At 31.8% G+C, this 18101-nt stretch carries 22 protein-coding genes and 4 tRNA genes; 4 read left to right on the top strand and 22 right to left on the bottom strand.

The window, feature by feature from the left end:
• Positions 1-27 precede the first annotated feature (27 nt).
• From DZ64_RS0105740 to yajC, 4 genes are all read right to left on the bottom strand, one after another.
• Positions 28-372 (bottom strand): DUF6394 family protein, encoded by a 345-nt coding sequence (locus DZ64_RS0105740; protein WP_024787634.1) that lies wholly within the window; start codon positions 370-372, stop codon positions 28-30.
• A gap of 111 nt (positions 373-483) precedes the next feature.
• Complete coding sequence (gene secF / locus DZ64_RS0105745) at positions 484-1455, bottom strand: protein translocase subunit SecF (RefSeq protein WP_024789780.1); 972 nt, start codon at positions 1453-1455, stop codon at positions 484-486.
• Position 1456: 1 nt separating this feature from the next.
• Positions 1457-3013: a protein translocase subunit SecD gene (secD, locus tag DZ64_RS0105750; RefSeq protein ID WP_024789781.1), complete on the bottom strand. Its 1557-nt coding sequence runs from the start codon at positions 3011-3013 to the stop codon at positions 1457-1459.
• Positions 3010-3315: a preprotein translocase subunit YajC gene (yajC, locus tag DZ64_RS10820; RefSeq protein ID WP_024789782.1), complete on the bottom strand. Its 306-nt coding sequence runs from the start codon at positions 3313-3315 to the stop codon at positions 3010-3012. Before yajC ends, secD begins: the two co-directional genes overlap by 4 nt.
• A 44-nt stretch (positions 3316-3359) precedes the next feature.
• Between yajC and DZ64_RS0105760 the strand changes: the two genes are divergently transcribed.
• Both DZ64_RS0105760 and DZ64_RS0105770 read left to right on the top strand, forming a co-directional pair.
• Complete coding sequence (locus tag DZ64_RS0105760; protein WP_236618672.1) at positions 3360-3836, top strand: hypothetical protein; 477 nt, start codon at positions 3360-3362, stop codon at positions 3834-3836.
• Between the two features lie 101 nt (positions 3837-3937).
• Positions 3938-4555 (top strand): hypothetical protein, encoded by a 618-nt coding sequence (locus DZ64_RS0105770; RefSeq protein WP_024789784.1) that lies wholly within the window; start codon positions 3938-3940, stop codon positions 4553-4555.
• A gap of 180 nt (positions 4556-4735) precedes the next feature.
• Here DZ64_RS0105770 and DZ64_RS0105775 read toward each other — a convergent pair.
• From DZ64_RS0105775 to DZ64_RS0105825, 11 genes are all read right to left on the bottom strand, one after another.
• Positions 4736-4812, bottom strand: a tRNA-Asp gene (locus DZ64_RS0105775).
• 15 nt (positions 4813-4827) lie between these two features.
• Positions 4828-4903, bottom strand: a tRNA-Val gene (locus DZ64_RS0105780).
• 18 nt (positions 4904-4921) lie between these two features.
• Positions 4922-4997 (bottom strand) — tRNA-Glu (locus DZ64_RS0105785).
• Positions 4998-5001: 4 nt separating this feature from the next.
• Positions 5002-5077, bottom strand: a tRNA-Lys gene (locus DZ64_RS0105790).
• A 273-nt stretch (positions 5078-5350) separates the two neighbouring features.
• Entirely contained in the window at positions 5351-6766 is a 1416-nt protein-coding gene (locus DZ64_RS0105795) for a BatD family protein (RefSeq protein WP_024789785.1), read from the bottom strand.
• Position 6767: 1 nt separating this feature from the next.
• Positions 6768-7487: a tol-pal system YbgF family protein gene (locus DZ64_RS0105800; protein WP_024789786.1), complete on the bottom strand. Its 720-nt coding sequence runs from the start codon at positions 7485-7487 to the stop codon at positions 6768-6770.
• Positions 7484-8287 carry a VWA domain-containing protein gene (locus DZ64_RS0105805; RefSeq protein ID WP_024789787.1) on the bottom strand — a complete coding sequence of 268 codons (804 nt, stop codon included), beginning with the start codon at positions 8285-8287 and terminating at the stop codon, positions 7484-7486. Before DZ64_RS0105805 ends, DZ64_RS0105800 begins: the two co-directional genes overlap by 4 nt.
• Entirely contained in the window at positions 8275-9135 is an 861-nt protein-coding gene (locus tag DZ64_RS0105810; protein WP_024789788.1) for a VWA domain-containing protein, read from the bottom strand. The genes DZ64_RS0105805 and DZ64_RS0105810 overlap by 13 nt, the downstream gene beginning before the upstream one ends.
• Entirely contained in the window at positions 9128-9490 is a 363-nt protein-coding gene (locus DZ64_RS0105815) for a hypothetical protein (RefSeq protein WP_024789789.1), read from the bottom strand. Before DZ64_RS0105815 ends, DZ64_RS0105810 begins: the two co-directional genes overlap by 8 nt.
• Positions 9487-10272 (bottom strand): DUF58 domain-containing protein, encoded by a 786-nt coding sequence (locus DZ64_RS0105820; protein WP_024789790.1) that lies wholly within the window; start codon positions 10270-10272, stop codon positions 9487-9489. The genes DZ64_RS0105815 and DZ64_RS0105820 overlap by 4 nt, the downstream gene beginning before the upstream one ends.
• A complete protein-coding gene (locus DZ64_RS0105825; RefSeq protein ID WP_024789791.1) occupies positions 10269-11204 on the bottom strand; it encodes a MoxR family ATPase in 936 nt (311 codons plus the stop codon). The genes DZ64_RS0105820 and DZ64_RS0105825 overlap by 4 nt, the downstream gene beginning before the upstream one ends.
• A gap of 61 nt (positions 11205-11265) precedes the next feature.
• Here DZ64_RS0105825 and DZ64_RS0105830 point away from each other — a divergent pair, with 61 nt between their 5' ends.
• On the top strand, positions 11266-11700 hold the full coding sequence (locus DZ64_RS0105830) for a glycine zipper 2TM domain-containing protein (protein WP_024789792.1): 435 nt from the start codon (positions 11266-11268) through the stop codon (positions 11698-11700).
• Positions 11701-11704: 4 nt separating this feature from the next.
• Here the strand turns inward: DZ64_RS0105830 and DZ64_RS0105835 are convergent, their stop codons facing one another.
• The 3 genes from DZ64_RS0105835 to DZ64_RS0105845 are packed head-to-tail and all read right to left on the bottom strand — an operon-like array spanning position 11705 to position 14299.
• The gene (locus DZ64_RS0105835; protein WP_024789793.1) at positions 11705-12877 is read right to left on the bottom strand and encodes a methyl-accepting chemotaxis protein; all 1173 of its coding nucleotides are present in this window, start codon (positions 12875-12877) and stop codon (positions 11705-11707) included.
• A 1-nt stretch (position 12878) separates the two neighbouring features.
• The gene (locus tag DZ64_RS0105840) at positions 12879-13160 is read right to left on the bottom strand and encodes a hypothetical protein (protein ID WP_024789794.1); all 282 of its coding nucleotides are present in this window, start codon (positions 13158-13160) and stop codon (positions 12879-12881) included.
• Entirely contained in the window at positions 13157-14299 is a 1143-nt protein-coding gene (locus DZ64_RS0105845; protein ID WP_024789795.1) for a SpoIIE family protein phosphatase, read from the bottom strand. The genes DZ64_RS0105840 and DZ64_RS0105845 overlap by 4 nt, the downstream gene beginning before the upstream one ends.
• A gap of 193 nt (positions 14300-14492) precedes the next feature.
• Here DZ64_RS0105845 and DZ64_RS0105850 point away from each other — a divergent pair, with 193 nt between their 5' ends.
• Positions 14493-15245 (top strand): transposase, encoded by a 753-nt coding sequence (locus DZ64_RS0105850; protein WP_024789796.1) that lies wholly within the window; start codon positions 14493-14495, stop codon positions 15243-15245.
• A gap of 5 nt (positions 15246-15250) precedes the next feature.
• On the opposite strand, the gene gap is transcribed toward DZ64_RS0105850, so the two are convergent.
• The 4 genes from gap to prfA form a co-directional block, all read right to left on the bottom strand.
• Complete coding sequence (gene gap, locus DZ64_RS0105855) at positions 15251-16267, bottom strand: type I glyceraldehyde-3-phosphate dehydrogenase (RefSeq protein ID WP_024789797.1); 1017 nt, start codon at positions 16265-16267, stop codon at positions 15251-15253.
• Positions 16268-16289: 22 nt separating this feature from the next.
• Positions 16290-16739: an NUDIX domain-containing protein gene (locus DZ64_RS0105860; protein WP_024789798.1), complete on the bottom strand. Its 450-nt coding sequence runs from the start codon at positions 16737-16739 to the stop codon at positions 16290-16292.
• A complete protein-coding gene (locus DZ64_RS13740; RefSeq protein ID WP_255327516.1) occupies positions 16726-16857 on the bottom strand; it encodes a hypothetical protein in 132 nt (43 codons plus the stop codon). Before DZ64_RS13740 ends, DZ64_RS0105860 begins: the two co-directional genes overlap by 14 nt.
• A 74-nt stretch (positions 16858-16931) precedes the next feature.
• Positions 16932-17999 (bottom strand): peptide chain release factor 1, encoded by a 1068-nt coding sequence (gene prfA / locus DZ64_RS0105870; protein WP_024789799.1) that lies wholly within the window; start codon positions 17997-17999, stop codon positions 16932-16934.
• Positions 18000-18101: the final 102 nt, after the last annotated feature.

Consider the following 18101-nt stretch of genomic DNA (forward strand, 5'->3'; position numbering starts at 1 on the left):
CATAACTTATAACTCATAACTCCCCATTTATTCCCAGTCTATATTTTTTGTTTTGGCTATTTCTATAAAACTTAGAATTATCGTTACAATATTGGCTATTAATGCCCCTATTGCCATTGCGTAAGCGGCATCTAAATCATTTTTTATTTCAAGATAAATAAAAGCTGGAATCAAATGTAAATCCGCTACTAAACTTGCCGCAAACAGTTCTGCTGCAACTATGTTTTTTACACCTATTTTCAAAATAGTCGATATCAGGTTTAAACTCAGAGCTATAAAAAGGGCCACTTTATTATGGTCATATAAAAAACCGGCAACACTTGTAAGACTCATTAATTGAAAAAACACATATATTACTTTTCCCCAGTCCATTATTGCCCTTTATATTAATTATCAATTATCAATCATGGCCGTTTTTTAAACAGCCAGATGAGCAAGCTCATTTTATATTTCTCACTACTTACCATTCACCACTCACTTTTTTTATACCACTCCGCCCTGATACATCTGGCGCATTTTTTCTTTTTCTCTTTTTCTTTTTTCAATTTCGGCAAGTCTTTTTCTGTAATCGTCAATTTTAAATCCGAGCCAGATAAGAAGCGGAGAGGCTATAAAAATAGAACTGTATGTACCTACTATAATTCCCACTAAAAGAGTGAAACTAAAAGGTCTTATAATTTCTCCTCCGAATAAGAAGAGTGTAAGCACAACAAAGAAAGTCGTGAGTGAGGTTAAAACAGTTCTTGAGAGCGTTTTAGAAACGGCTTCGTTAATAAGCGCCGCCAAATCGTTTACTTTTGAGTCTCTGACCTGCTCTCTGATTCTGTCGAATACCACTATCGTATCGTTAAGGGAATATCCCATAAGTGTTAAAATGGCCGCCAATACATCAAGATTTGTTTCAATGCCAAAAAAACTAACAGCACCGAGTGAAATTATTGTGTCATGAAAAAGTGCCAATACACTGGCCAGGGCAAAACGCCATTCAAACCTGAACGCAACATATATTAATATACCTATTACAGAAAGAATAAATGCACTTAATCCTTTTTCTTTCAATTCGTTTCCTACTTTAGCTCCTACTATGTCCACCCTTCTTACATCAACATTTCCTATGGGTTTTAAAAGGTTTTTTATCTCTTTTCCGAGTGATTTTTGAACATCCCCGGAAACAGAGTTAACATTAAGTCTTATTAGAATTTCTTTATTGCTGCCGAATGTTGTAATGCTTGGAGAAGTAAATTTTTTAGAAACTATTTTTCTTATTTTACTTAATTTTACCGGTTTATCGAATTTTACCTGAATTTCAATTCCGCCTTTAAAGTCTATCCCCCAGTTAAACCCTTTTGTAAAAATAGAAAACAGACTAAGTACAATCAATATAAGAGAAATGGAAACAAACAGGTTTCTTTTGCTCATAAAATTATATGTTTTATCACTTTTAAAAAGTTCCATTTTAAGCCTTCATTCCAAAGTGTTTTGGAGTAATTTTTTTACCACCGGCAAGTATGTATCCCCAAATGCCGTGTGTTCCAAGAATAGCTGTGAGCATACTGGCCATTATCCCCAAAGCCATGGTAATTGCAAAACCTTTAATTGTTCCGGTTCCGTATGCAAAAAGGGCAATCGCCGCAATCAAAGTTGTGATATTTGCATCAACAATGGCGCTCATTGCATTTTTATATCCTCCTTCAATTGCTGTTTTTATATGTTTGCCTTCACGGATTAATTCTCTTATCCTTTCATTTATAATTACATTTGCATCCACCGACATACCGACTGTTAATACAATACCGGCCATTCCAGGAAGCGTAAGCGTTGCGCCAAAAAGCGCCATTACGGCAATAATTAAAAACAGGTTTACAATAAGTGCGATGTCTGCAATAATACCTGCGAGGTTATAATACCATGCCATAAATATAACAACTATTACAAATCCGCTTATCAGTGCTATCATTGATTTTTTAATACTGTCTGCCCCGAGACTTGCACCTACGCTTCTTTGCTCAAGCAGTACCACCGGTGCCGGAAGAGAGCCGCTTCTTAGAGCTATGGCAAGAACATGGGCTTCTTCAGGAGTACCTACGGTTATCTGACCGCTTCCTCCTCCTATTCTCTCCTGTATGACAGGTGCTGAATAGACTTTGTTATCCACTACAATTGCAAGCCTTTTTCCTACATTTTTGCCTGTAAAATCTCCAAAAATCTGGGCGCCCTGTGAATTTAGGGTAAAGAAAATGGCGGGCTGGTTTGTTTTTTGTGTAAATCCAACGGTTGCGTCCGTAATCATACTTCCGTCAAGTACCGGTGGGGTTTTTAAAAGATATTTTCTATCAGGGTTATCTTTGCTCGGAAGCAGTATATCTCCGTATTTTGCAGCGTCTTTTTTAGTTATGGCTTTATGCTCGTCATCAACGGCATACAGCTCCAAATGGGCCGAAGTGGAAATCAGTTTTCTGACGGAATCTTTTTCTTTTTCAGTTTTTATTCCCGGAAGTTCCACCACAATTTTATCAATTCCCTGTTTTGTAACACTCGGTTCAGCTAAACCGAATGCATCAAGCCTGCTTCTTATTGTCTGAATTGCTTGATTTACGGCATCCTCTTTTGTTTTTTGAATTTCAGCCGGAGTTAGTTTAATAGTATATAAAACACTCTCTTTTTGAGGCTTTTTAATTATTTGAACACCTTTTAACTTTTTTAAAATTTTATCCATTTTAGCTTCGTCATCTTTGTCTATAAGTTCAAAACTTAAAGCGTCTTTTTTAACTTTCAAACTGTCTATAAATATTTCTTTTTTATTTGTTATATATTTGATTGTGGATGCAAATGTTTTAATTTTGTTTTTAACAGCTTCATCACCCTTTACACCCAAAACCAAATACATTCCTCCCTGTAAATCGAGTCCCAGATTGACTTTAGGATTTTTTCCTATAAATGAGGGAACGGTAAATGCCACTCCAAAAAGGGCGGCTAATATAAATATAACCAGTCTGTAATTAAGTTTTTTCATTTTTCTTCTTCAAGTTTTCTAGCAACTGCTGCTTTGTCTATTTTTACTTCAACACCATCGGCTATTTTGGCTTTGATAAAGCCTTCTTCGTTTTTTACCACTTCTGCGATAATACCGCCTGTTGTGACAATTTTGTCACCTTTTTTCAGTTCCGCCACCATTGCTTTATGCTTTTTTGCCTGTCTTTGTTGTGGTAAAATTACAAGCAAATAAAAAATTGCGAATAAAATAATAAGAGGTAAAAGCGATGCGACTAAACTCGGTTGGCCTGCTGCCGGTGCTGCTGCATATAGAAAATTCATGTGTATCCTTTTTTAAGCGATATTTTAACACAAATTCTTTGATTGTGGCAACTCTAATATCTTTACCTGTTTATTTAAACTTTTTTATGCTTAAATTTGGAATTAATGATAATTTTTTTACAAAATTTATTTTTACATTTATTTTGCTTTTGGCTTTTATTTCTTTTTTTTATATCAAACACTCTTTTTTCCAAACAGGATTTTTTATAGGAGTTTTTTGGTTTTATTGGATTAGTCTTAGTTTTAGGTATTATAATTTAAGTTTTTTAATCCCTTTGGTGATTTTTGCAATAGGTGTTTTTTACGGGGCTGTTTTTTGGATTATAAAAAAAACAGAAAATTTTATAAAAAACAGTTATATGAAAAAAATTTACTATATTTTAATATTTACTTTTGCTTTTGATTATTTAGCCCCTTTTACGTTTGACTGGCTGAAACCAGAAATATTATTTGTAAACAGTTTTTACGGTGTTGATAAAATTAACTTTGCTGATTGTGTTTTTTGGTATTTTGTTTTATGAAATAGATAAAAAATTTTTACTTTTACTTATTATTCCTCTGTTTTTTATAAATTATGATGTTCCGAAAATGCCAAAAATTAAAATTTATCTGGCCAGTACTTATGCAGAATTTAAAATGGAAAAAGTTTTATATTCCTGTTGAAATAAAAAATAACTTTAATATAATTAATAAAGCCATTACAGATAATTATGAAGCGATTGTTTTGCCAGAGAGCGCATTCCCTCTGTTTTTGAATCTACATCAGGATTTAATGCAGAAATTAAAAATTTTGTCTCAAAAAATTGTAATAATAACAGGCGCGCTTCATTATAAAAACCGTAAGTTTTTCAATTCAACATATGTTTTTGAAAACGGTAAAGTTACTATTCTGGATAAGCATCTTCTGGTTCCTTTTGGAGAATATATCCCCCTTCCTTTTTTTGAAAAAGAAATCAACCATCTGTTTTTTGCTGACAGCAGCGATTTTTCCGTGAGTAAGAAATTTGGAGAATTTAAAATTAAAAATTACAAATTTATTAATGCCATATGTTATGAACTTACCAGTGAAGATTTGTATAAATTAAAACCGAATTATGTGATAGGAATGAGCAATCTTGCATGGTTTAACCCTTCAATTATGCCGAGTATTCAGGAAATGCTTATAAAAATTTATGCAAAAAAGTATAAAAAGATGGTTTTTCATTCCATAAACGGGTTTAAAAGTCAAACAATAAAATGAATGGAAAATGAAGTAATAGTTATATACCAATTGAAAATGGAAAATAATTAAAATGTTGAAACAATAAAAGTTTTATATTTTTTAAAGTAACTAATTGAGAATTGATATAACTAATTGAAAAGAAATATTAAGATAATAGACTAATATAATAAATTAATTATTAAAAATGTTTACATTTTATGGCGGAGCCGACGGGACTCGAACCCGCGACCTCCGGCGTGACAGGCCGGCATTCTAACCAGCTAAACTACGGCTCCGTATGATAAAATATATGGTGGTCGCTGCAGGGCTCGAACCTGCGACCCCCAGCTTGTAAGGCTGGTGCTCTCCCAACTGAGCTAAGCGACCGTAAAGTTTTTTGGAGATTGGCGTCCCCAACGAGATTCGAACTCGTGTCGCCGCCGTGAAAGGGCGGTGTCCTAGACCTCTAGACGATGGGGACCAAGTGGTGACCCGTGTTGGATTCGAACCAACGGCCCTCTGCTTAAAAGGCAGATGCTCTACCGACTGAGCTAACGGGTCAATCATTTGTGGAGTGAAATTATAAGAAAAAAATATTTGCTTGTCAAGAAAAAAGGAAATAAAAAATTGCACCGAGCCCTTAGGGCTGCAGGCGTATGAAGTGCAAGTTTGCACAAATTCATCGCCGTGCGAGCCTAAAAACGACAAGCAGTTGTCGTTTTATTAACGGCTCTCCTGTTTGCAATTTTTAGCAAAATTTGAGCGGTGCATTAGCAAAATGAAGCTCTGAAGCTTTGTAGTTATATTTCTATAAATAATACGGGTAAAATAAAATTAAAGAGATTTGATTATTTCTATAATCTCTTTTTTGTCTATTTTATTTTTTTCACCTTTATAAATATTTGCTTCAAGTTTTTTTAATATTTCGTCTATTTTTTTGTTTCCAGCAAAAGGAAGCAATAATTGAAAAAGTTCTTTATTATCTGCTTTTTTGATTTGTTCATAAATATCTTTTTTTGGAAATTTTATTTTATATAAACTTAAACTTAACAGCAGTGTAATTAAAACCCCTAAAACAAAAGCGATTAATATTAAAATATAATTTGTTTTATATACAATTTTTGTTTTAATTTTTACAGGATGGGTGAAATTTTCTGTTTTTGGCAGATTTATCATAGAATTTTCTATTTTTATATATAAAGGGTTGCTTTTTACTTCTTTTAATTTTCGGTTAAATTCCAGTAATGAAACGGGTGAGAGATTAATATCTTTTGGACTTAATACGGTAAATTCTTTTTGATAAACGCCGCAAAGTATGTTATTTAGAATTTTTGTTTTCAATATAGGTTTTTTTTCATATATTGTGGCGTTTTTTATATTTAATTTGAAATTTTTCATATCATAAAAATCTCCGCATCCGCTTATTTTCAATGTTATATGAACAGGCGTGTTTGCAAGCGCTTTTTTTTTGTCAGCACTTAATGTTATGTTAAAATCGCCCCAGATACTGTTTTGGGGAATCGGTTTTACTTTTAATTTTACTTCATTTGATACTATTCTTTTATATCTGATAAAAGCGGCTGAAAAGAAAGGGTCATCAAACGGGTTTTCTTTTTGCAAAATTCCGATATTGGCCAGAATAGGCCCTATTTCAAAAATTCCGCTTTTTTGAGGTATTATCAAAAATTTATATTTGGTTATTTTATAATTGTTTTTAATAAAAGTTTTGCTGGAAATTTGATTTATTAAAAAATCCTGAAGTGCAGGTCTTTGAATTTGAATACTCTGTGGATTTGCATCAATATTTTGGGAAAATTTAATGGTTAATATCTTTCCTTCCCCTAAGAAACTTTCATTTTTGTCTAAACTGAGGGTCAAATCATAATTTTTATCATTTGTTTTTTCCAATTTATGAACGGTAATTTTTATCGGCTTTGTATAAAAGGTTTTGCCGTCTACAATAACTTTAAAAGAAGGTATTGTTATATTTTTTAAAGGATAAAAAATATAACTTCTGGAAATTTGTGTGTTCATTTTTCCGTTTATAATAGTCACATTTTCACTCTTTGCGCTTCCCTGCACTTGGTATGGCCCTATTTGCGCAATATCCGGCATTTTTACATTTTTACCTTCCGCTGTGATTGTGAAAATTACTTCATTGCCTTCGGATATGTCAGTTTTGTTTACGCTTACGTTTACGTTTACATTTGCAAAAAGCAAAACCGCTATTAATAAAATAAATTTTTTCATCTTAATCCTTTAGGGGTATTATTAAAGAATTGAAATTTAAATTTTTTAATGTTTTTTCATAAAATTTCATTCTTAAATCTGTTGTATTGTTTTCTTTTTTTTGTGTTTTCATTTTAGCATTTTTTAATGAATTTTTTTCTAAATCAGTTTTTTGCTGCTTTTTTTGTAACGAATTTTTGTTTTTTGTTTGTTTTTTGTTTTTTGTTTGTTTATGTTCGGATTTGTTTTGTTTTTTACCGGCAGTGTTTTTTTTGTTTTTATTAAGGTCTTTATTTTGGGAATTGTGTTTTTTTTGAGAATTTTTATTGTTTGAATTGTTGTTTTTTGATTTATTTTTTCTTTTTTTAAGCAGTTTTTCAATCAGTTTCAGATTATATTCGGCATCTTTGTCTTTTTTTAAATTAATGGCTTTTTTATACATTTCAACAGCTTTATTTAATTCTTTTAATCTGACATATGCGTTTCCTGAATTGTAATATCTATCAAAAAGTAAATTTTTATCTTTTATTTTTGAATAGAGTGTCAATGCTTTTTTATAATTTTTCTCTTTGTAATAACTGTTTGCCGCATCTAAAAGGGCTTTATCGGAATGGATTTTTTCATATTCTTTAGCCGCTTTTATATATTCTTTGTTTTTAAAATAATTATTTGCCTTAAGAATATGAAAAAAATCAAATGCAAATAAAAATTTAAACATAATTAAAAATATAATTATTCTCATTTTCTGCCTTTAAAAAGAGCTAAAAATATGAATAAAATTCCCAAAAACAAAGGATAATAAAACAGCTCTTTTTTGTCTTTTATTTTTATCACTCTTTTTTTATTTATTGAATTTATCATACTGGATAGATTTTTAATATCAGTGTTCGAATAACCTGCGTATACTATCCCTCCGTCTGTAATTCTGGCAAAATTTTCCATTGTTTTGTTTTGCTGTTTGCCTATAAAATATATAAAAACCTTAAGGTTTTTGTTTTTTGCTTTCTCCAAAGCTTTTTTCGAAGCCGTGCTGTTAGTGAAAATCACCAGAACTTTGGGATTTTTAAACTGGTTTGTTTTTTTTATCAGATTATAAAAGTCTGGGTAAAAAGAGGTTTGTATTTTAGGAATATGTATTAGAAGATAAACAACCGAATTATAATCAGTGCTTAAAGGGGAAAGCAGATAAACATCTTTATCAAATAAAAGAAGCGAGACTGGCTCGTAATTCAGATATTTTACAAATTTTGAAAATTTGTTTTTTGCAAATTCCAAATTATCGGGATAAAAATCATGTTTTTGCATATTTTTGCTTATGTCCAGCCCTATTATTATATTTGTTTTCGGAAGTTTGACATTTATATAGCCGTTGTTTATCACAGGACGGCAAAGTGCTGTAACCAACAATAAAAAGGCAATTAAAAAGAAATAATTTTTTTGGGAATAGATGGTAATTTTTTTAAGTGTGTTTAATTTTCTGTGTTTAAAAAAAAGAGGAATAAAAATTAACAGTATTAATGCCCACGGGTTTAAAATTTCCATTTAAGCTGCCTTTTGTAAACCGTTATTAATAAAAATAAAATTCCCAAAAAGAGAGGGTATTTGAAATAATAAATTTTATTTATTATCGTTTTTGAGCTTATTTTGCTTTTTTCGAGCCTGTTTATTGTTTCATAAACCTGTTTCAGTTCATCTTTTGAAAATACGTCAAAAAATTTCCCTCCGGTTTTATTGGCTATCAACCTTAATGTTACAGGGTCTATTTCGTTTCCTATACCTACAGTGTAAACCCTGATTTTCTCTTTTTTAAGTTTTTTTATCGTTACGTCTATAGGTGTTATTGAGGCGTTGTCCATCCCGTCTGTTACAAGTATTATTATCTTGTTTTTTGCATGTGAATGTTTAAAAAGATTGTTTGAGAGAAACAGGGCGTCGTAAATAGCTGTTTTTTCTCCTGCGATTCCGGGATATATTCTTTTTAATATTTCATTTAATGCTTTTTTGTCCGGGGTCAGTGGTGAAGCAATATATGCAATATTTCCAAAAATAACAAGACCGACTCTGTCGTTTTTTCTTTTTTTTATAAAAGCTCTTATTACATTTTTTGCAATGTTTATTTTGTTAAACTGAGCCATAGACCCGCTTGTATCCAAATCAATTACAATGTCGTAACCTTTCTTTTGAATGTTGGTGATTATTTTTGTTTTTACGGGGCTGGCAAGTGCAATGCTTAAAAAAAGTATGCTCAAAAATTCCCATATATTGATAAATTTTCTGTTTTTTAAAACAAAAGCATTTGGAAAAATTATTTTATCATTTCTCAAAGGGCATTTTAAACGGCAGAATATATAAATCAGAGGAATTATTAAAAACAAAGGATATTCAAACATGAATTTCCTTTATAAAATTTTTTAAATTTTGTTTATCTTCATTGCTTAAAGGCGGGACTTCTTTTTTGTATTTGTATTTTTCAAGCGAATTTACAATTTTTTCATATTTTCCTTTGTTTTCTTCATTTATAAAAAACCTTGCAAGTGCGCTGAATTCATAAGCGGCTTTTTTTGAATCGTTAAAATCTATGTTTTGAAGTTTTTTTAATATTTCTTTTTTAGGATTTTTCTTTTTCAGCTTTTTAACTAAAAAAATGGTTGTAAAAATTAAAATCAGTAAAACAATAATTAAAAAAGCGATAAATTCCCAATCTATTATTGTAACATTCGGTTTTATATCACGAATCGGAATCATTTAAAAAGCCTTATCAGTTTAGGAATGGGATTTTCATCTGTATAAATTTTGACAAATGGAATTTTCAGTTTTTTAAAATGCAGAAAATTCTGTTTATCAACTTTTTGAATATACATATTTATTTTTTTTGCATCCCTATTTGTAAAATTGACATTGACATCTTCTTTCTTTACAGGGTCAAACAGTGTTATATCTCCTCTGAAAGGGGGATTTTCTTCCGCAATATCTCTTAATACGATGACGAATGTTTCATGCTTTAAATAACTTAAATCAATTTTTTCAAAAAAATCTCCCATTAAAATAAGAAGCGATTTTTTAAATTTGTTTAGAATTTTCAAATCCCCGGGACGGGTGTTTAAAAAGTCGATATTTTTTATTGTTTGGATATATGCAATATGGGTTTTTATATTTTTTGTAGGTTTGAAGACAACAGGGTTTTTTTCTAAGAGAATTATTTCAACCCTGTTATCTTCTTTTATTGCCTCTATACCCAAAAATTCAATTAAGCCTCGGAGATATTCGCTTTTTAATGTTTTTATTCCAAAATGCAGACTCGGTGTGGGAAAAACGGCGATTATAATTCTAAGTTCCCTTTCTTCATCATATTCTTTTACAAGCGGCTTATTTATTTTGGCGGAAATTTTCCAGTCTATTTTTTTTGCATCTTCATTGAATCCGTATTCCCTGAATTCCCTGAAATCAAGGCCTTCACCTTTAAAGCGGCTTAAATTGCGGCCCTGAAGAAGGGAAAAAATCCTTTTTTTTGTTTTAAATTTAATCATGGCAAAGGAATACTCTTTAGTATTTTTCCTATGATTTTATCTTCGTTTATTTCATCGATTTCTGCTTTATAGCTTAAAACAAGCCTGTGTCTTAAAATATCGGGGGCTAATTTTGCAATATCGAGCGGTGTTACATAATCTTTATTTTGTATCAAGGCATAAGCCCTTGCGGCGTTAAAAAGTGAAATAGTGGCTCTCGGAGAAGCCCCGTAATCAATGTATTCTTCGATATTTATATTATATTTTTCAGGGTTTCTTGTCGCATCTACAATTTTAACAATATATTTTAAAACTTCTTCATCCATATGAATTTCTTTTATTTTATCCCTGAGGGCTAAAATGTCTTCTTTGTCCGCCACTTTTTTAACTTCTTTTTTTAAATCGAGTCTTTTGATAATTTCCATTTCTTCTTCGAAACTGTTGTATCCTATAACTATTTTCATTAAAAACCGATCAAGCTGTGCCGCCGGAAGAGGGTAAGTCCCTTCTTCTTCGATCGGGTTTTGAGTGGCAATTACCAAAAAAGGCTCATCTATTTTATATGTATTGTTCCCTATTGTTACCTGGCGTTCCTGCATAACCTCCAAAAGGGCGCTTTGAACTTTGGCGGGTGCACGGTTTATTTCATCTGCAAGCAGTAAATTTGTAAATGCCGGTCCTTTTTTTGTTTCAAATTCATGTGTTTTGGGATTAAAAATTTCTATTCCTGTAATGTCGCTTGGAAGTAAATCCGGGGTAAACTGTATCCTTTTAAAATCCAGATTCACTGTTTTGGAGAGTGTGTTTACACTTGTCGTTTTTGCAATACCGGGTACGCCTTCTATTAAAAGGTGGGAGTCTGTGATTAACGCCAAAAGCATTGAGTCTATAAGTTTTTCATGGCCTACAACAATTTTTTGGATTTCTTCTTTTATTTTCTGTATAATCTCCATTAGCGGCCTTTTTTATTATAATTTTAAATCAAATTAATTAAAAACAAATTAAGGAGTGGAAATGAAAAAATTAATTTTTGCGGTAATCGCACTGTTTATGTTTAGCGGATGTACGCAAATGTATAATTCAAACGAAGTAGATCTGCAGCAGACAAACGGGATTTATACTTATGAAAAAGGGCGCATAACGGATGTCAGACTGGTTACAATAAGAGACAACGGAAGCGGAACAATGATTGGAGCACTGGTCGGAACGGTACTTGGGAGTATGTTTGGACACGGCAAAGGAAATGCCCTTACAACCCTTGCGGGAGGACTCAGCGGTGCATATGTGGGAACGCAGGCGGATAAGGCAAACGGTGAAGAGCTTTATATCCATTTGAACGACGGAAGGGATATTGTGACGATAGTAAAAGGTGTTGCTTTTGGTAAAGGGGAATGCGTAAGAGTGGTATTTAACGGGAACAGAATTTTAAGGGTAGAGCGTTGTTACTAACGCTCTATATTTTAAATTTTGACAGTTCTTTCAATAATTTCTGAAGGGCGGATTTTAATGAATTTGTAACAGATGAAATTGTTTGGGATATTTTAAGGTTTGTATCGGAAATTTTTGTTAATGTGTCGGTGTTGTTTAGAAGCTGTTTTGAATAATGGGACATTATTGTTACGTTTTTGGTGGCTTCTTTTGCATAGTTTATATTTTCTTTGTTTATATCCAATATTTGAGTCAATTCTTCTTTTATTTTTGTTGTTTCATCTGCAACTTTGTTCATTTTTTTAGAATTGTTATTAATCTCGCCGGATGTTTTTTCTATTGTGGAAGTAATCGTTTTTACAATATTTTCTATATCCCTTAAACTTTCTGTGCTTTTTTCTGCAAGTTTTCTAACCTCATCTGCAACAACAGCGAATCCTCTCCCGTGCTCACCTGCCCTTGCCGCTTCTATTGCCGCATTGAGGGCAAGTAATTCTGTTTGTTCTGTTATTTCGTTTATTATTTTTAATACATTTTTTATTTCATCCGTTTGGGAATTCAGATTGGTTAATAAATCATTTAATTCTATTTCTTTTGTGTTTACTTCCAATATTTCGTTTATTTCACCTTCAAGAGAAATTGCGAAATTTTCCAGAAAATCCGCTGTTTTTATCAATGTTTCCGTTGTAAAAGAGACAGACTCTTCCGTTTTATCCAGATGCTCTCCGAGTTTATTTGAAATGTCTGCTATGTCTTTGGCCTCTTTGTCTGTTTGGGCAATTGTTTCTTTAAGCTTGGCCGTAACTTTTTCTAGCTGATTTGTATTGGTTCTTATTGTGGAACTTATTGTTTTAATATCTGTTATAACATTTTTTACATTATTAATAAATTTATTTATATAATCAGCTGCAAGTTTTATTTCGTTTTGCTGTTTTATAATAATCTGTTTTGTTAAATCGCCTTCCCCCTCGCTTAATTCTTTTGATACGCTGATATATTCCCTTACAGGTTTTACAACATATATTTCCAATAAATAATAAGCCGCTATCTGGATAACAACGGCTATTATAAGATGTTCCCCGGCTGTCTCCCAAAAATGGGCATAATCAACCATATATGTATATATCAAAAGAACGGCGCTTGTCAGTATATTGATAATAAGAAGTTTTATATTGAAATCTTTAATAATGGAATGCATTTTATATCCTTTTGACATTAAAAGTTTTTGTAAGATTTAAATCATCAAGCATTTCGTAAAGAACAGGGTCTTTTACTTCAAGAATAACTTTTTTGCCCATATCCGTAAGTTTTAAAAGTTCTCCTATAATACTCGAAGGCAGAGAAAAGCTGTTTTTTATTTTAATAATAATACTGTCTTTATCGCTCAAAGAATAAAGAGCGTTAATTATTTTTTCCGCATCTTTGATGGTTGTGATATTCCCTTCTATTGTTAAAATATTGTTGTTTATACTCAAATTCATTTTGTTTCCTTTAAAAAAATTTTTATTTTATTGCCTTTTTCATTTAAAAAAACTCCGTCGCTTAAATTTCTGATAATCTTAAAACCTTTTCCGTGATGTTTCAAATGCAGGGCGTTTGAAAGATTTTTTCTTTCAAATCCCTCTGTGTCGTCTTCGTAAAGTAATTTTAACATAAATTTATTTTTATAAAGTTTTATTCTGATTTTATTGTTTATATTTTTGAATTTGGGGAAATTTTTTAGTAGGGCATTTTCTTTTTGTTTTTTTGTATTTATTTTTAAAACGGAATGTTCTACTATATTCATAAAAATTTCATGTAAAATAAAAATTATTTTTTCTTTTTGAGGTAAAGAACCAAGCTCTATTTCTTTTAGTGTATTATCTAAATTTTGCTGTGAAATTAAAATCTCTTTTTCAAAAATTTTATCCATTATAAAATCATCTTTTCTCATCATAAAAATACTGATATCATCTGTCTGAACAGCCTTTTCATTAAAATCTCTGATTATGTCTTTTAAAAAAACGGCATTATCAAAACTTTTTAAAAATTGGGAATAATAAACACCGCTTTTGTTTTTCAATATTGATTCAATCAGTCCGTCGCTTGTTGAAACCATTTTTTGGGGGCATTTAAAAACATCAACATTAAAATTTTTTGTTTCCTCCCTGATAGGTAAATTATTTGCTTTCATTTTCCCTTTTTCTGTAAAAATAGGCGGCTGTCCAAAATTGGCATATAATACTTTGTTGTTTTTTATATAAATAAATTTTGCACATAATGTTTCATTGTCTATTAAAATTGATTTTACATAATTTATAAAATCTCTTAAAAGTTTTTCAAAATTAAAATCATTGTATTCCAACGCTTTCTTTAAAGAATGTCTGACAAAACTTATTGAATTAATTGCGCTTAGGGCGGCTGAAATTCCTTTTCCCATTGCATCAACCATAACACATAAATATTCATTTTCTTTTATAATCTTAGAATATATCATATCTCCGTTTAATGTGTCTTTCGGTTTAAAATATACATCAAAAAGTATATCTTTTTTAAAAAACATTTCAAGTTCGTTTTCTGTGAGTTTTAACTGTTTTTTTAATGCGTTTTCTTCCTGTTTTTTTCTATAATCAAGCAGCATAAAATCCCTTTTAGTTTTTAGATTTAAAATAATAACAAATTATGTTATACTTTCATTAGTGACAGACACAATATTAAGTGAGTAGTGAGTAGTAAAAATTAAAGTGCAATTTATAACTCAACATTCATAATTAACAATATTAACAATTTACTACTCACCATTTTTCATGTTTTTACCATCTTAAAGGAGTAAAATGGCAAGAAAACCGAGAGTAAATGACCCTGGATTTTATCATATCGTCAACAGAGGTGTAAACGGGGCGGAAATTTTTAATGAAAAAGAAGATTTTTATAAATTTTTATCACTGATGTTAAAAACAAAATATGATTATGACATTACATTTCATGCTTTTACAATTTTGCCAAATCATTATCATTTGTTAGTGCAAACGCACAAAGCAAATTTAAGCGAAGCCATGAGGCTTTTAAACAGTGCATATGCCGCATGGTATAACTATAAAAGCAACAGAATCGGGCATTTGTGGAAAGGAAGGTTTGACAGTTTTATGCTTTTTAATAAAGAGCATTTTTGGAAGATTGTAAAATATATAGAAAGAAATGCTTTTGTATTGGGACTTGTGGATGATATTGAAAAATGGAAATATCAGTCTTTGTATTTAAGAGAGCATAAAACAAAATTCAATGAAATTATTGAGGGAAGTAAAATATTAACAAAACCTGTTGACGAATATATAAAATGGCTAAATAAACCTCTCGAAAAATTTGAACTTGAGGAAATTTATAATGAGCCTAAAATTGTTAAAACAGAAGACGGCAGCCTCAAAGTAATCAGAAAAAAAATAGGTGATTTTTTTAATGAATATAAAGATAAAGCAAAAGCCGTAAGAGAAGCCAAAAAAGCAGGATACAAATATACAGAAATTGCAAGATATTTAGGTGTTAATAATGCATATATTCAAAAAATTTTAAAAAATAAAGAGGGTTAATCCTCTTAAAGTTTTGAAGCTACGAAATCAGCTAATTCTAAAAGTCTTCCAGAATATCCAAATTCATTATCATACCAAGCAAATACTTTTACTTTATTACCGTCAACTACCATTGTTGAAAGTCCGTCAATAATGCTTGAATGAGGATTATTGATAATATCAGTTGAAACCACTTCATCATAAGTGATTTCTAAAATTCCTTTTAAGTATGAATTCATAGCTTCTTCAAAAGCTTTATTTACTCCTTCTTTTGTTACGTTTTTTTTAAGTGTTGCAGAAATATCTGTAATTGCAACATCAGGAGTTGGAACTCTAAGAGCTAATGCATTCATTTTGCCTTGTAGTTCTGGAATAACTTTTGTTGTAGCAATAGCCGCTCCTGTTGTTGTAGGAATAATGTTTGCAGCAGCAGCACGTCCACGTCTATGTTTTCCTGGATTTTTTCTGTCAACTATAGCCTGAGATGAAGTATATGAATGAACAGTTGTAACAAGTGCACTTTCAATTCCGAAACTGTCATTAAGTACTTTGATTGCCGGTGCGAGTGAGTTTGTTGTGCAGCTTGCATTTGAAATTACGTCATGTTTGGCCGGGTCGAACCAGTCCTGATTTACACCAAGAACTACTGTAAGTTCAGCATCTTTACTCGGGGCTGATATAAGCACCTTTTTTGCTCCGGCCTTTAAATGTCTTGCAGCATCGTCCCTTTTTGTAAAATGGCCTGTACATTCTAAAACAATATCAATTCCAAGTTCCTTCCATGGAAGTTTTTCGGGGTCTCTTCCTGTAACCAATTTAATTTCTGTATCCCCAACTTTTAATGTGTCTTCAGTATAGCTGATATTAGCCGGAAATTTACCATGTACTGAATCATACTTTAGCATATACGCCAAATCTTCCGCTGTTCCGCTTCCCCCGTTTGCCGCAACTATTTCGACATTTTTTGGTTTATTTGTAACGTAATGCCAAAGAACCATTTTCCCGATTCTTCCAAGTCCGTTTATTGCTACTTTTAATGCCATAATTCATCCTTTTTTTTATTAATTATATCATATTTAAAAAATTTTTTAAGATTTTTGAATGGTCAAATACCAAATTTTCAAAAGGAATTTTCTCAAGTTTAAAAATTTTACATTCTTTTGCGTCATCCCCGGCTTTTGGAAGAGAGTTTGCTTCACAAACAAATACGCAACTTGCAGTATGCATTCTTGGATCTCTATTTGGGTTAGAGTAAACTCCAAGAAGTTTTTTTCTTTTTATATCTAAAGAAGTCTCTTCTTTCATTTCACGCTTTAGGGCATCTTCTACACTTTCCCCGTAATCTACAAAACCACCGGGGAGAGCATATCCAAGAGGAGGGTTTTTTCTTTTAATTAACACAATCCCGCTAAATTCCGGATTAAAAATTTTAATAATCCCGTCAACCGTTAAAAAAGGGGTTGGTCTAACCCAATGTGGAATATTTAATTTTTTCGCTTCTTCACAAATTTTCAACTTTTCCACCGTGTCCGTTTTTCAAACGGCCAGGTGAGCGTAATTCGCTTTGCTCATTTTCGCTCATTTTCCATTTTCCTAAACTTATTTTTTTGGCACTTGGCAACTCACTATTCACAACTCACCACCCCGCCGCTTTTCAAGCGGCCGGCAAGCTCACCACTCACTATTCACTACTCACAACTCACTATATTACAGCCCCGCCTCTTTTAATGCTTCTGCCTGATAATGGGTTATAAGCGGGTCGATTATTTCATCAAAAAGCCCCTCGTTCATAATTTGCTCTAATCTATATAATGTAAGTCCGATTCTGTGGTCGGTTATTCTGTTTTGAGGATAGTTGTATGTTCTTATTCTTTCGCTCCGATCCCCGCTTCCAACCTGACTTTTCCTGTTTTCTTTAGTTTCGGCCGCTCTTTTTTCTTCATAATATTCGTAAACCCTTGCTTTAAGTATCTGCATGGCTTTATCTTTGTTTCTCTGCTGGCTTCTTTCATCCTGCATAGATACTGTTATTCCTGTGGGGATGTGGGTGATTCTGACGGCACTTTCCGTTTTGTTTACATGCTGTCCTCCGGCTCCTCCGGCTCTCATTACATCAATTCTCAAATCTTTTTGATCAATTTCCAAATCCACATCGTCAATTTCCGGCATAATGGCAACCGTTACGGCTGAGGTATGAATTCTTCCCTGAGATTCGGTTTCGGGAATTCTTTGAACCCTGTGGGTTCCGCCTTCATATTTAAGGCGTGAATAAGCATTTTCACCTTTTATTAATACAATAATCTCTTTGAAGCCTCCCATGTCGTTTTTGCTTTCACTTACAATTTCTGCCTTCCAGCCTTTATTCTCAGCATACCTGAGGTATGCTTTTAATAAATCTCCCACAAACAGGGCCGCTTCATCCCCTCCGGTTCCTGCTCTTATTTCAAGGAAAATATTTTTATCGTCATTTGGGTCTTTTGGAAGTAAAAGAATTTTTATCTCTTCTTCAAGTTTTGGTAATTTTTCTTCAGCTTCTTTTAACTCTTCCTTTGCAAGTTCCGCCATTTCAGGATCATCAAGCATTGATTTTGCCTCTTCAATAGTATTTATGGTTTTTTCATATTCTTTTGCTTTTTGGGTAATTTTTTCAAGATGTTTTGCTTCGCGTGAAAGTTTTGTCATTTTTTTGATATCTTTTGTTATTTCGGGCGAGCTTAATTTTTTATTTATTTCATTGTATTTATCAACAAACGGTTTAAGTTTATCAAGCAGCATTTTTATTCCTTAAGAGTTAAAAGTTAAAAGTGAAAAGCGAAAAATAGAATTTCACCTTTCATTTTTAACCTAAAGTAAATTAAAATAAAAAAAGAAGGGAGA

This window comes from Lebetimonas sp. JH292 (assembly GCF_000523275.1).
In the GTDB taxonomy this organism is placed as follows: domain Bacteria; phylum Campylobacterota; class Campylobacteria; order Campylobacterales; family Nautiliaceae; genus Lebetimonas.

Coding starts and splice junctions, on each gene's coding strand:
- DZ64_RS0105835 (WP_024789793.1), bottom strand. CDS start 12,877: ATGCATTCCATTATTAAAGATTTCAATATAAAACTTCTTATTATCAAT.
- DZ64_RS0105805 (WP_024789787.1), bottom strand. CDS start 8,287: ATGGAAATTTTAAACCCGTGGGCATTAATACTGTTAATTTTTATTCCT.
- DZ64_RS0105840 (WP_024789794.1), bottom strand. CDS start 13,160: ATGAATTTGAGTATAAACAACAATATTTTAACAATAGAAGGGAATATC.
- secF (WP_024789780.1), bottom strand. CDS start 1,455: ATGGAACTTTTTAAAAGTGATAAAACATATAATTTTATGAGCAAAAGA.
- secD (WP_024789781.1), bottom strand. CDS start 3,013: ATGAAAAAACTTAATTACAGACTGGTTATATTTATATTAGCCGCCCTT.
- DZ64_RS0105810 (WP_024789788.1), bottom strand. CDS start 9,135: ATGTTTGAATATCCTTTGTTTTTAATAATTCCTCTGATTTATATATTC.
- DZ64_RS0105815 (WP_024789789.1), bottom strand. CDS start 9,490: ATGATTCCGATTCGTGATATAAAACCGAATGTTACAATAATAGATTGG.
- DZ64_RS0105770 (WP_024789784.1), top strand. CDS start 3,938: ATGCAGAATTTAAAATGGAAAAAGTTTTATATTCCTGTTGAAATAAAA.
- DZ64_RS0105795 (WP_024789785.1), bottom strand. CDS start 6,766: ATGAAAAAATTTATTTTATTAATAGCGGTTTTGCTTTTTGCAAATGTA.
- gap (WP_024789797.1), bottom strand. CDS start 16,267: ATGGCATTAAAAGTAGCAATAAACGGACTTGGAAGAATCGGGAAAATG.
- DZ64_RS0105830 (WP_024789792.1), top strand. CDS start 11,266: ATGAAAAAATTAATTTTTGCGGTAATCGCACTGTTTATGTTTAGCGGA.
- prfA (WP_024789799.1), bottom strand. CDS start 17,999: ATGCTGCTTGATAAACTTAAACCGTTTGTTGATAAATACAATGAAATA.
- DZ64_RS0105740 (WP_024787634.1), bottom strand. CDS start 372: ATGGACTGGGGAAAAGTAATATATGTGTTTTTTCAATTAATGAGTCTT.
- DZ64_RS0105820 (WP_024789790.1), bottom strand. CDS start 10,272: ATGATTAAATTTAAAACAAAAAAAAGGATTTTTTCCCTTCTTCAGGGC.
- DZ64_RS0105845 (WP_024789795.1), bottom strand. CDS start 14,299: ATGCTGCTTGATTATAGAAAAAAACAGGAAGAAAACGCATTAAAAAAA.
- DZ64_RS0105850 (WP_024789796.1), top strand. CDS start 14,493: ATGGCAAGAAAACCGAGAGTAAATGACCCTGGATTTTATCATATCGTC.
- DZ64_RS0105800 (WP_024789786.1), bottom strand. CDS start 7,487: ATGAGAATAATTATATTTTTAATTATGTTTAAATTTTTATTTGCATTT.
- yajC (WP_024789782.1), bottom strand. CDS start 3,315: ATGAATTTTCTATATGCAGCAGCACCGGCAGCAGGCCAACCGAGTTTA.
- DZ64_RS0105825 (WP_024789791.1), bottom strand. CDS start 11,204: ATGGAGATTATACAGAAAATAAAAGAAGAAATCCAAAAAATTGTTGTA.